Consider the following 13,222-nt stretch of genomic DNA (forward strand, 5'->3'; position numbering starts at 1 on the left):
GGATAAGGCGCCGTTCCTTCCACCCGGTTAAGGCCGATCGTTTCACCTTGACACATGAGGAGAAGTGATGACATTGAACGCTCACCGAGCGGGTGTAGCTCAATGGCAGAGCAGCAGCTTCCCAAGCTGAATACGAGGGTTCGATTCCCTTCACCCGCTCCATAAGCTTCATATTTTCAATGTTTTGAAGAGGTTGGGTTTGCTAATCGGTCGGCGCGCGGCCGCCGTGCGCATCGAGAGTGGCCGACGTTTGGTCTTGGCTACGCCTCACGAAGTCGTGAACACGAATTTCTTCGCGCTGCGAAATAAACTCTTGCTTTTTGTGCGACGCAGCATTAAGTTGATAACTGTCAGACGGTTACTCCTCCTCCCAAACCTCTGACGACGACGGATAGCGCTCCTCCTCCCAAGCTGTCTGTCATGATCAAGCCCGGCGCACCTCCTCCCGCGCCGGGCTTTTTATTTTACCGTCACTCGTTTCAGATGCGGCGCAGCGCCTCGGCGTCGGTGATCTGCACCATACGCCCACGGATAGACACGCCCGATGTCTTGAGCATCGAGAAGGCGCGCGACAACGCTTCCGGCGCAAGGCCCAACTTGCCGGCCAGAAGACTTTTCTGGAAGGGCAGGCGGAAGGAGTTGGAATTGCCGGAGCCGCTGGCCTGCATCATTTCCAGGAGATAATTGGCCACACGCTGCGGGGCGGTGTGCAGCCGGTCGTTGGCGACGTTCTCGCGGGCGTCCTGCAAATGATGGGCGAGCACCTGAAGAAGCGCCAGTGAGAATTCGGGCTCCTCGGCCATGATCTGACGGATTTTCGCGACATCGAAGCGGGCCAAGGTGACGGGCTCGGCGGCCTGGGCGTTGAAGGCGTATTTGCAGCCGAGAAACATCGCGCATTCGCCGAACGTCTCGCCGGGACCATAGACGCCGATATCGGCTTCCTTGCCCTCGCGCGACAGGCGGAAGAGGCGGACATAACCGGAGAGAACCACATAAAAATTTTCGGCCTCCGCGCCCTCGCGGAACAGGACGTCCTTCGCCTCGGCGCCGAACACGGCGGCGCTTTCGAGGACGCGACGGGCGAGCGTCGGATTGAGTCCCGACATCAGCGGCGTGGACAGCAGGATCTCCCGGTCGCGGTGATTCATCTTCAGCATCTTGTTCACGATTGTCCTCCGGAGTTGAACCGAAAATCTCTTCCTTTCATCAAGTGTAGCTAAATGTCGAAGCGGGGAATTGATTTCGATCAACAGCGGCCGTCCGAACAGCAAAAACCCGGCCGGAGCCGGGTCTGAGAGAGGATCATTCGGCGGCGAGCGGTCGGTCGCCGACATCATTGGCCGGTGGAGACGTTTTCTTGGGTCCCGGGCGGCTCGACGCTCCGGCGTCGAGAGCGTTGAGGCGCTCTTCGAGACTGGAGATCGTGCGGCTGTTCTCGGTGAGAATACGGGTGAGTTCGACATTTTCGAGCGCTTCCGGCTCGGACTCCCGTTTGCCCACTAGGCGACCCAAAGCCCAGCCGAGGGCGCGGGAGATGTCGTCGATGATCAGGAAGAAGCTCGGCACCACCACCAGCGACAGCACGGTGGAGACGATGATGCCGCCGATCACGGCGATCGCCATCGGCGCGCGGAACGCTCCGCCTTCGCCGACGCCGAGCGCCGAGGGCAGCATGCCGGCGGACATGGCGATCGAGGTCATGATGATGGGCCGCGCGCGCTTGCGGCCCGCCTCCACCATGGCGTCCGAACGCTTCATGCCGCGATGGATCATCTCGATGGCGAAATCGACCAGCAGGATGGCGTTCTTCGCGACGATGCCCATGAGCATCAGAATGCCGATCAGCACCGGCATGGAGAGCGCATTTTTAGTGACCAGCAGCGCCACCGCCACGCCGCCGGTGGCGAGCAGCAGCGAAAAGACGATGGTGATCGGTTGCAGCACGTTCTGGAACAGCACCACAAGCACCGCGAACATCAACAGCAGGCCGAGCAGCATGGCGTTGCCGAAACTCGCCACCATTTCCTTCTGCACCTTGGCGTCGCCGCTTTCGACGATTTTCACGCTCGGCGGCAGGTTGGCGTCCGTGACCGCTTTCTTGAACGCGTCGGTGGCTGGGTCCAGAGCAACGCCTTTGGGCAGGCTGGCGCCGACGGTTACCACGCGGCTGCGGTCGTAGCGTTTGATGACGCTCGGACCTTCGGAATAGCTGATCGCCGCCACCGACGACAGCGGCACGGAGGCGCCCGACGCCGTGGGCACCTTGATGGCGCGCAGTTCCGCCATGTTGCGCCGCACCGAGAGATCGAGCTGCACGCGGATCGGAATCATGCGGTCGTCGAGATAAACTTTGGACAGCGCCGTATCGACATCGCCGATCGTCGCCACCCGCACAGTCTCGGACAGTGTGGCGGTCGTGATGCCGAGCCGCGCCATGCGCACCGGATCGGGTTTGATCTGGATTTCGGATCGCGGCAGCGCGCCCTCCGAGCCGACATTCTGCAGCTTTGGCTCCTGGCGAAGCTTGGCTTCGAGCACGGCCACGGCATTGTCGAGATCCTCGGCGTTGGACGAGGTGAAGTTGAAGGCGATGTCGCGCTCGCCGCGGTCGTTCAGCTTGAGCACGCGGGCGTCCGGAATGTCGGCGATCTTCTGGAAGATCTGTTCTTCGATCTCCCATTGCGGCACCGTGCGGCCGTTGATCTCCATCTTCGGCACGAACTGGCCGACGAGCGGCAACCGGGCGGCGACGTCGTTGACCAGCTTTTTCAGAAGCGAATGCTCGATCTTCTTGAGATTGACGTAGACCGAGGCGCGGCGCCGCTCCAGATCGCCCTTGGGGGATGAGCCGCCGAGCACGAAGATGTTCTCGATGGTCGGCAGGTCCTTGATGCGTTTATAGATTTCGGACGTCGTGGTGTCCGTCTCCTCGAGCGATGCGCTGGGCGGCAATTCCAGCGACAGGATCACGCGACCGGAATCCTCCGGCGGCATGAAGCTGCCCGGCACCTGCATCAGCAGCACGACGGAGCCGAACAACAGGCCGAGCGTGACGACGAGCGTGCCGTAGCGGCCATACCAGCGACGGGTCAGAGCACGCACGACGGCCGTATAGCCGCGCATGATCCAGCCGTCTCCGTCATGCTCGTGCCCGACATTGGCGTCGGACGCGCGCATCAGATAAGCCGCCATCAACGGCGTGATCAATCGCGCCACCGCCAGCGAGAAGAACACCGAGATCGCCACGGTCAGGCCGAACTGGATGAAATACTGGCCGGCGATGCCGCCCATGAAGGAAACAGGCGCGAAGACGGCGATGATCGTGAAGGTGGTGGCGATGACGGCGAGACCGATTTCGTCCGCCGCCTCGATGGCCGCACGGTAGGGCGTCTTGCCCATCTTGATGTGCCGGGCGATGTTCTCGATCTCGACGATGGCGTCGTCGACGAGAATGCCGGTCGCCAGCGTCAGCGCCAGGAAACTCACCAGGTTCAGCGAGAAGCCCAGCATGTCCATGACCCAGAAGGTCGGAACCGCCGACAGAGGCAGCGCAACGGCGGAGATCAGCGTGGCGCGCCAGTTCCTCAGGAACAGGAACACCACGATCACCGCCAGGATCGCGCCTTCGATCAGCGTGTGCATGGCGGCTTCGTAATTGCCATAGGTGAAATAGACGGCGTCGTCGACGAGTTCGATCCGCACCTGAGGATAGGCTTTGCGGATGCCGTCGAGTTCCTGCGCCACGGTTTCGGCGACGGTGACCTCGCTCGCGCCCTTGGAGCGGAACACCGCGAAGGAGACGACGGGATTGCCGTTGAAGCGCGAGAAGGAATCGGGCTCCTCATATGCGTCGCGGATCGAGCCGAGATCGGCGAGCTTGACGAAGCGGCCATTGCCGACCGCGATCGTGGTGTCTGCCAATTGCTTGACGCTGCGCTGATCGCCCAGCGTGCGGATCGCTTGTTCGGCGCCCGCCAGCTGGCCGCGACCGGAACCCAGATCGGCATTGATGCTGCGCAGCTGCGTATTCACATCCGCGGCCGTCACGCCATAGGCGTTGAGTTTGTTGGGATCGAGATCGATCTGCACCTCGCGGTCGACGCCGCCGTAACGATCGATGCGGCCGACGCCCGGCTTGCCTTGCAGCGCGCGCTTGATCGTGTCCTCGACGAACCAGGACAGTTCCTCGAGAGTCATGTCCGGCGAGGAGACGGCGAAAGTCTGGATAGCAGAGCCCTCGACGTCGATCTTCGTCACTTCGGGCGTGTCGGCGGTGGCGGGCAGATCGGCCTGAATGCGGTCGACGGCATCCTTGACGTCCTGGAGCGCCTTGTCGGTCGGCACTTCCAGCTTGAAGACGACGGATGTGGTCGATACGCCGTCATTGACCGTCGACTGCATATAGTCGACGCCGGTTATGCCGGCCACGGCGTCTTCTATTTCGCGCGTGACCTGCGTTTCGAGTTCGGACGGCGACGCGCCCGACTTGCGTGACGCTGACGGAGATGACGGGAACGTCGATATTCGGAAAGCGCGTGATCGGCAGATCGTAAAACGCCTTCACTCCCAAAAACATCAGCAGGAAGAAGGCGAGGATCGGCGCGATCGGATTGCGGATGGACCAGGCGGAAAAGTTCATGTTCCAGGGTCCTCGTCAGTTCGAAGCGGTTTGTTGGGCGCGAACAGGCGCGATCCGGTCGCCGTCGCGCACGAAGACGCCGGCTTTCTCGACCACCACGTCCTTGTCCTTGAGGCCCGCGGCGATCTCGACGAAATCGCCGTCGGCGACGCCGGTTTCGACCTTGGTCATGTCGACCACGCCGTCCACGACCTTGCGGACATAGTCGCCGTCCTTTTCGGCCGTCACGGCCGTCAACGGCAGAGACAGCACCTTGCGCTCAGAGATGATGATTTCGGCGGATGCGAACATGCCGGCTCGCGCCAGCGACGCATCGGCTATGGCAATCTTGACCTTGCCGAGACGGCTCGACTGATCCACGACGGGATCGATGACGCGCACCACGCCCTGGATGTTCGTCGACGTGCCGGCAATGGCGATATTGACCTTCTGGCCCTGCTTGAGCTTCAAGAGATCGCCCTCGGCGACATCCGCCTGAAGCTCGATCGCCCCGTTGCGAATGAGGGTGAAAAGAGGATTGCCGGCCGCGCTGGCGATGGCGCCGATCTTGGCGTTGCGCTCGGTCACGACGCCGGCGACCGGCGACTTCACCTCAGTGCGCGACAGCGACAATTCGACATCGGCGAGCTGGCTGCGAACGACATCGAGATCGGCCTTGTTGGCGGCGATGGTCTGTTCGGCGGCGCGGGTGCGGGCTTTGGCGGCCTCCGCCTGGGATTGCAGCTGCTCCAGCTGGGTCTGCGAGACGGCCTTGGTGCGGATCAGCGTTTGGGCTCGCTCCGCCTGGCGAACCGCTTCGGCTTCATTCGCCCTGGCTTCGGCAAGCTGCGCCTCGTTCTGAGCGCCGACGGCTTCGGTCTTGGCGATATTGGCGACGAATTGCTGCTTCTGGAGTTCGAGCGCCTCCGCGCTCAGCGTCGCGAGCACCTGGCCCGCCTCCACCTTGTCGCCGACATCCGCTCTCAGCTCTTCGATGCGCACGCCTTCGACCTGCGCCTGAACATAAACGGTTTCCACCGGCTGTATGGTGCCGGACGCGATCACGCGATCGGTCAGTTCGCGCATGGAGGCTTCGGTGACGCGTATGGCGGGAAGGTTCTGCGCGGCGGGCGCGTCGGCGGGAACTTCCGGTTCCGCGCTCCATGCGAGGCCCGTCGGCGCGAGCGCCGACGACGCGATCAAGACAGCGAATAGGATCTTTCTGGGCATTGCTGAACTTTCCTGGCCGGTTGTCGCCCCGCACCCGGAGTCTCGGGCGGCGTCAACGCATTCAATACGCATACTGGATGAACCGGGATTTAATCGATCCCGACGCCGTGACGTCATATGCGTCTCACGACCTCTGCGCCGCGTCTCCACCGCGCCGGCGCGTCTCTTCGACGCCTATTTGGCCATGGTTTTGATCCCGCACAAGCACCATTATTATGGCATGGACGGCAAATAAATACCCTACTCGCAGAGAATGGCGGTCGATGTCGCCAATTTGTCACGCTCAGGTTGAAACGGGACGGCGCAAACGCCCCGTCAGGCGACGGAGCGCAACAGCATGCCATAAAGATCGCGCGGCTCGTCGGGGTCGGCCAACAGGTCCAGCTCCTCGTAAACGCCGTTGGCGGCGAGCTGGTCGCGCAGGTAGCGCAGGGCCGAAAAATCCTCGATCGCGAAACCGACGCTGTCGAACAGCGTGATCTGGCGATCGCTCTTGCGTCCCTCCGTCTGGCCGGAAATCACCCGCCAGAGCTCGGTGATCGGATGATCGCGGTCGAGCTGCTGGATCTCGCCTTCGATCCAGGTCTGCGGCGGATATTCGACGAAGATGTCGGAGCGCGTGACGATGTCGCGGGCGAGTTCGGTCTTGCCGGGGCAGTCGCCGCCGACAGCGTTGATGTGGACGCCTTCGCCGACCATGTTGTCATGGAGAACGGTCGCGCTCTTCTTGTCGGCGGTGACGGTTGTGATGATGTCGGCGCCGGCGACGGCTTCTTCGGCGGTCCTGGCTTCGACGATGGTGAAGCCGCGGCCGGCGAGATTGGCGGCGCATTTACGGGTGGCCGCGGGATCGATGTCGTACAGGCGGAGCTTGTCGATGCCGAGCACGGCCTTGAAGGCCAGCGCCTGGAATTCCGACTGGGCGCCGTTGCCGATGATCGCCATGGTGCGCGCGCCTTTCGGCGCGAGATATTTCGCCGCCATCGCCGAGGTCGCCGCCGTGCGCAGCGCCGTCAGGATGGTCATTTCGGTGATCATCATCGGATAGCCGGTGGAGAGATCCGAGAGAACGCCGAAGGCGGTGACGGTCTGGCGGCCGGTGCGGTTGTTGTAGGGATGGCCGTTGACATATTTGAAGCCGTAAAGCGCGCCGTCGCTGGTGGGCATCAGCTCGATTACGCCGTCATCGCAATGGGAGCCGACTCGCGGGGTCTTGTCGAACACCTCCCAGCGGCGGAAGTCCTCTTCGAGATAGGCGACGAGTTCGGTGATGAAGCGTTCGACGCCGATCTTCATCACCAGCTTCATCATGCTGTCGACGCTGACGAAAGGCACGACATTCAGTTTGGGCATCGCGTTCATCAAAAGCTCCTTGTGGGTCTGTCCATCACCTGCTTGCCAAGAAGGCTCGCGGCGAGATCGGCCATCAGGATCGCGGTGCGACCCCGTTCATCGAGAAAGGGATTGAGCTCGACCAGATCGAGGCTGGTGACGAGGCCGCTGTCATGCAGAAGCTCCATCACCAGATGCGCCTCGCGGAAGGTCGCGCCGCCCGGAACGGTGGTGCCGACGGCCGGCGCGATCGCCGGATCAAGGAAATCGACGTCGAGCGAGACATGCAGCAGACCGTCCGCGTCCTTCACCTTTTTCAGGAAGCGCTTCAGCGGCGCGGCGATGCCTTCCTCGTCGATCATGCGCATGTCGACGATGTCGACGCCGGCGGCGGTGATCAGGCGGCGTTCTTCGGGATCGACGCTGCGAATGCCGATCATCGACACATGGTTGGGATCGACAGGGGCGACGACATCCGGGAAATAGCCCTCAAAGCCCGGCTGGCCGGTGAAATAGGCGACCGGCACGCCATGCAGATTGCCGCTGCCGGTGGTGTCGAGCGTATGGAAATCGGTATGGGCGTCGAGCCAGAGCACGAAGAGCGGCCGCCCCTGGGCCTGCGCGCGGCGGGCGATGCCGGTGACCGTGCCGGCAGAGAGACTATGGTCGCCGCCCATGAAAACGGGAAAGCCGTCATCGCTCGCTTCGAAAGCGGCGGCGTCCAGCGCCTCAATCCAGGCGATGGTCTCGTCGAGCTTCTTGATCGCCGTGTTGGGGTGGCTGTGCTGGCGCGGCGCCATGGGTTTCACGTCGCCTGTGTCGACCACCTGATGGCCGAGTTCGGTCAGACTCTCGGCAAGGCCCGCCGCCCGATACGCCGCCGGCCCCATATCGCATCCCTTGCGGCCCGCTCCATCCTGAACCGGCGCGCCAACGAGTTTCACCAGCATCGCTACCCCTCTTCACTTGCCAAGATTTGATCATCCTCATCTGGCGAAGTGAACAGGAAGAATTGGCAAAACAAATGCTTTGGCTTATCATTTTGGCAAATCAAACCGACAGGCGCCGCCATGGACGAGCTCGACCAGAAACTCATCACGCTTCTCCGGCACAATGCGCGGCGCAGCATTTCCGACCTCGCGATCGAATTGGGAACGGCGCGGGCGACCGTGCGCAGCCGTATGGAGCGGCTGGAGCAGATAGGTGAGATCGTCGGCTATACGGTGATCCTGCGCTCGGACACCAGCGCGCTGCCGGTGCGCGGCATCATGATGATCGAGGTGGAAGGCCACAAGACCGAGCGCGTGCTGAAGGCGCTCAACGGCTTTTCGGAAATTTCAGCCGTCCACACCACCCATGGTCAATGGGATCTGGTGGCGGAACTGGGCGCCGCCGACTTGCCCGGCTTCGATGAATTGCTCAAACGCATCCGTCTCGTGCCGGGGTGGCGAGCAGCGAGACGACGCTCTATCTCACCACGCCACGCAGCACGCGGGCGCGGCTCTGAAACGACGATGGCGGGGTCGAGCCCCGCCATCGACGACCAATCGTTCAGACAGATCAGGACTTCAGCACGTCCACGCCTGGGAGGGGCTTGCCCTCCATCCATTCCAGGAAGGCGCCGCCGGCGGTCGAGACATAGGTAAAGTCGTCGGCCACATCGGCGTGATTGAGCGCCGAGACGGTATCGCCGCCGCCGGCGACGGAGACGAGCTTGCCCGCCTTGGTCTCTTCGGCGGCGAATTTGGCGACCGAGACGGTGGCGGTGTCGAAAGGCTCGATTTCGAAAGCGCCGAGCGGGCCGTTCCACACACCAGCGTTTCGGCCTTGGCGATCCAGTCGTTGACGGCCTGGATCGAGTCCGGGCCGACGTCGAGCGCCATGGCGTCGGCGGGAATCGCGGTGGCGGCGACGGTTTCATTGGCCGCATTGGCCTTGAATTCGCGAGCGACGACGACATCGGACGGCAGAACGATGGCGCAGCCGGCGTCCTGAGCTTCCGCCAGGATCGCCTTGGCGGTGTCGGCGAGATCATGCTCGCAGAGCGACTTGCCGACGTCGATCCCTTGGGCAGCAAGGAAGGTGTTGGCCATGCCGCCGCCGATCACCAGCGCGTCGACCTTGCGGACGAGATTTTTCAGCAGGTCGATCTTGGTGGAGACTTTGGCGCCGCCGACGATCGCCACGACTGGACGCTTGGGATTGCCGAGACCGGCTTCCAGCGCTTCGAGTTCGGCCTGCATGGTGCGGCCGGCATAGGCAGGCATGTGGTGCGCGAGGCCTTCGGTCGAGGCGTGGGCGCGATGGGCGGCCGAAAAGGCGTCGTTGACGAAGATATCGCCATTGGCGGCCAGCGCCTTGACGAAGTCGGGATCGTTCTTCTCTTCGCCCTTGTGGAAGCGGGTGTTCTCGAGCAACAGGATGCCGCCGTCTTCGAGCGCGGCGACGGCCTCGTGCGCCGGTTCGCCGATGCAATCGCCGGCGAAATGAACCCGACGGTCGAGCACGGCTTCGACGGCGGACTGGATGACGGCGAGCGAGAATTCTGCTTCCGGACCATTCTTGGGACGGCCGAAATGAGCGAGCAGGATCACCTTGGCGCCCTTGTCCGACAGTTCGAGGATCGTCGGGGCGACACGTTCGATACGGGTGGCGTCAGTGACTTTTCCATCCTTGCAAGGCACGTTGAGATCGACGCGGACCAGAACGCGCTTGCCGGAAATGTCGGTGAGATCATCGAGGGTCTTGAAGGACGCCATGTTGTTTCCATTCGCTTGGGTGGGGTTTCCGGTGGGGACCATACACCGCCGAGCGATGGATTCAAGCGCTCATTGACCAGCCTAGGCCTCGCTCGAACGCGTCTTGATCCGGCGCCAGAGATCACGAAAATTGAGGAAAATCGGCAGCTTTCCGCCCGGCTCCACCGATTCCATCGAAATTCCGACGGATGAAATATGATTGTGCTCGTCTATGTCGCGCACGATCAGAATGATCGAGCCGAAGCGGACGCGATCGGCATATTCGGCGCGTCCGCCGAGCCGCGCCATCATCAATTCGCCGATGGTCATGGACTTTTCGATCTCGGTCAGCAGACCGGGCCCATAGGCGGCGTCCAGTTCCCTGGAGGGGCGGCCGGGCGATATGGAGAAGGTGCCGAAAAACTGTTCGTCCTCGGGGTCGAGATCGGCCTTGTCCGCGAAGAGCTTGTCCAGCAGCGGAATGAAAGCGGGAGTGACGAAGAGGTAGACGATGTCGTTCTCTTTCAGGCGACCGGCATATTGATAGCGCATCGAACGGCTGTCGCGGATGATCAGCGACGGCATGGCCCAGCAGGGCAGGCGCGCGCCATTCGCCACGGGGCAGCCGGGGATGACGCGATAGGAGACGAGCTCGTGGTTGACGGCGCGGGGCAGGTCGAGCTCGAGCTTATCGACGGCGCCGACCTGTTTGGGGATGATCAGACCCAGCCGCTTGGCGATCGGCTTGATCGTCCAGCCCTGCACGATCAGCGACACCAGTACGATGATGAAGGTGATGTTGAAGAAGGCCTGTCCGTTTTCGAGATTGTTGATGATCGGCAGGATCGACAACAAGATGGACACGGCGCCGCGCAGGCCGACCCAGGCGACGAAGGTGATTTCCTTCTGATGGAAATCGAAGGGCAACATGCAGAGCCAGACGGCGATGGGGCGGGCGAACAGGATCAGGAACAGGCCGAGCAGCACCGCCGGCAGCGCAATGATGTGGAATTCGGACGGTGTGGCCAGCAGTCCGAGCATCACGAACATGATGATCTGGGCCAGCCAGGTCATGCCCTCCTGGAACCGTTTGATGGCCAGTTTCGCCTGAACCTCGCGATTGCCGGCGAAGAGGCCGGCGACATAGACCGCCAGGAAGCCGCTGCCGCCGACGACGCCGGTAAAGGAGAACACCAACAACGACAGCGCCAGCACCAGGATCGGCGCAAGACCCTTGTCCTGGACGAAACGGTTGGCGACGGTGACGATGATCCATCCGCCAGCGACGCCGCAGATCACGCCAATGCCCATTTCTTCGACGAAGCTGAGGAGGACATGCCAGTCCAGATCCGAAATGCCGTGCCCCGACGCCACGAGTTCGACCAGCGTGACCGTCAGGAAAATCGCCATGGGATCGTTGGTGCCCGATTCCACTTCCAGCGTCGAGGTGATCTGGTCGCGGATGTTGACGCCGCCGATGCGCAGTAGAAAGAACACGGCCGCGGCATCGGTCGAGGCGACGATCGAGCCGAGAAGCAGTCCCTGAAGGAAAGAAAAGCCGAGAAGCGCCATGGCTCCGAGCGCGAAGAGCCCGGCGGTGATGAGCACCCCGACCGTGGCCAGCGAGATGGCGGGCAAGGCGGCGATACGGAAAGCGCGGATCGGCGTGCCGAAACCGGAGTCGAACAGGATGACGGCCAGCGCCAGCGACCCAAGCCAATAGGCCGCCTGATTGTTGGAAAAGTTGATGCCGAGACCATCGACGCCGGCGAGAAGGCCGATGCCCAGGAAAAGCAGCAGGAGCGGCGCGCCGAAGCGGAAGGCGATCAAGGAAGACATGGCGGCGAACAGCACCAGCGATGCGCCGACCAGAACGACCAAGTAAAACGCGTCCAAACCCGTCTTCTCCACATAATGCGCCCGTTCGAGCGGGGCGCGCTCGTCACCATAATCTTGTTCAAATCATTGAGCCGCAACCGAAATTATCTGCGGCAACGCGAACGGCGCGCAGCGCCGACGACAAATCATCAGATGCATATTGGACGACAATGAGGCTGTTGTCACACGCAAACAATAAAATTTTGCATTGCAATACGGCTGATAATCAAGATGACGCCAACAATCGCCGAGGCGCTGCGAAGATATGTTGACAACAAAACGCCCGCGGCGAGAGCCGCGGGCGAATGAGCGTCAATGAATCCGAATGATGGCGATCAGATGAGCTTGGCGAAAGCCACCGCCGTGTCGCACATGCGGTTCGAGAAGCCCCATTCATTATCGTACCAGGTCAGGATGCGGACGAAATTGCCTTCCATCACCTTGGTCTGGTCGATCGCGAAGATCGAGGAATGGGAATCGTGGTTGAAGTCGCGCGAGACGAGCGGCTCTTCGGTGTAGCCGAGCACGCCCTTCAGCGGGCCGTCGGCGGCGGCCTTGATGGCGTCGTTGATTTCCTGCACCGTGGTGTTGCGCTTGGCGACGAATTTCAGGTCGACGACCGACACGTTCGGGGTCGGCACGCGGATCGAGGAGCCGTCGAGCTTGCCCTTGAGTTCCGGCAGCACGAGGCCGACGGCCTTGGCGGCGCCGGTCGAGGTCGGGATCATCGACAGGGCTGCGGCGCGGGCGCGGTACAGATCCTTGTGCATCTGGTCGAGCGACGGCTGGTCGTTGGTGTAGGAGTGGATCGTGGTCATGAAGCCGTGATCGACGCCGACGAGGTCGTTGAGAACCTTCACCACCGGCACCAGGCAGTTGGTGGTGCAGGACGCGTTGGAGATGACCATATGCTCCTTGGTGAGCTGGTCATGGTTGACGCCGTAGACGACGGTCAGGTCGGCGCCGTCGGCCGGGGCCGAGACGATCACGCGCTTGGCGCCGGCGGTCAGGTGGGCGGCGGCCTTGTCGCGGCTGGTGAAGATGCCGGTGCATTCAAACGCGATGTCGACGCCGAGTTCGGCGTGCGGCAGCGTGGCCGGATCCTTGACGGCGGTCACCTTGATCGGCTTGCCGCCGTTGATGATGATGGCGTCGCCGTCGACCTTCACGTCGGCGGGGAAGCGGCCATGATCGAGTCGTAGCGCAGGAGATGCGCATTGGTTTCGACCGGGCCGAGGTCGTTGATGGACACGACTTCGATGTCGGTGCGGCCGGATTCGACGATCGCGCGCAGGACGTTGCGGCCGATGCGGCCAAATCCGTTGATGCTTACCTTGATAGCCATGGTGCTATTTCTCCGCTTGGGACGTGATGGAACGAACAGGAGGCGAAAGACCGGCCCCGGGGCCGGTCTCGTCGAATG

5 protein-coding genes, 1 tRNA gene and 4 pseudogenes are annotated in these 13,222 nt (G+C 62.4%); 2 read left to right on the plus strand and 8 right to left on the minus strand.

The window, feature by feature from the left end; translation table 11 throughout:
* Positions 1 to 88 precede the first annotated feature (88 nt).
* Positions 89 to 162, plus strand: a tRNA-Gly gene (locus H2O14_RS14980).
* 317 nt (positions 163 to 479) lie between these two features.
* Here H2O14_RS14980 and H2O14_RS14985 read toward each other — a convergent pair.
* From H2O14_RS14985 to rocF, 5 genes and pseudogenes are all read right to left on the minus strand, one after another.
* Entirely contained in the window at positions 480 to 1,160 is a 681-nt protein-coding gene (locus tag H2O14_RS14985; RefSeq protein WP_182829391.1) for a Crp/Fnr family transcriptional regulator, read from the minus strand.
* A 145-nt stretch (positions 1,161 to 1,305) separates the two neighbouring features.
* Positions 1,306 to 4,642, minus strand: a pseudogene (locus H2O14_RS14990) (efflux RND transporter permease subunit).
* A gap of 15 nt (positions 4,643 to 4,657) precedes the next feature.
* A complete protein-coding gene (locus tag H2O14_RS14995; RefSeq protein WP_182828284.1) occupies positions 4,658 to 5,851 on the minus strand; it encodes an efflux RND transporter periplasmic adaptor subunit in 1,194 nt (397 codons plus the stop codon).
* 315 nt (positions 5,852 to 6,166) lie between these two features.
* Positions 6,167 to 7,213 carry an ornithine cyclodeaminase gene (locus H2O14_RS15000; RefSeq protein WP_182828285.1) on the minus strand — a complete coding sequence of 349 codons (1,047 nt, stop codon included), beginning with the start codon at positions 7,211 to 7,213 and terminating at the stop codon, positions 6,167 to 6,169.
* A complete protein-coding gene (rocF, locus tag H2O14_RS15005) occupies positions 7,213 to 8,133 on the minus strand; it encodes an arginase (RefSeq protein WP_182828286.1) in 921 nt (306 codons plus the stop codon). The genes H2O14_RS15000 and rocF overlap by 1 nt, the downstream gene beginning before the upstream one ends.
* A gap of 120 nt (positions 8,134 to 8,253) precedes the next feature.
* On the opposite strand from rocF, the pseudogene H2O14_RS15010 reads away from it, so the two are divergent.
* Positions 8,254 to 8,690: pseudogene (locus tag H2O14_RS15010) on the plus strand (Lrp/AsnC family transcriptional regulator).
* A gap of 53 nt (positions 8,691 to 8,743) precedes the next feature.
* Here H2O14_RS15010 and H2O14_RS15015 read toward each other — a convergent pair.
* The 3 genes and pseudogenes from H2O14_RS15015 to gap all read right to left on the minus strand — a co-directional run bounded on the left by H2O14_RS15015 (position 8,744) and on the right by gap (position 13,144).
* A pseudogene (locus H2O14_RS15015) lies at positions 8,744 to 9,942 on the minus strand (phosphoglycerate kinase).
* Positions 9,943 to 10,023: 81 nt separating this feature from the next.
* Positions 10,024 to 11,817: a potassium/proton antiporter gene (locus H2O14_RS15020; protein WP_182828287.1), complete on the minus strand. Its 1,794-nt coding sequence runs from the start codon at positions 11,815 to 11,817 to the stop codon at positions 10,024 to 10,026.
* 317 nt (positions 11,818 to 12,134) lie between these two features.
* Positions 12,135 to 13,144 (minus strand): annotated as a pseudogene (gene gap / locus H2O14_RS15025) (type I glyceraldehyde-3-phosphate dehydrogenase).
* Positions 13,145 to 13,222: the final 78 nt, after the last annotated feature.

The organism is Rhizobium sp. G21, assembly GCF_014158035.1.
Lineage (GTDB): Bacteria > Pseudomonadota > Alphaproteobacteria > Rhizobiales > Rhizobiaceae > Rhizobium_E.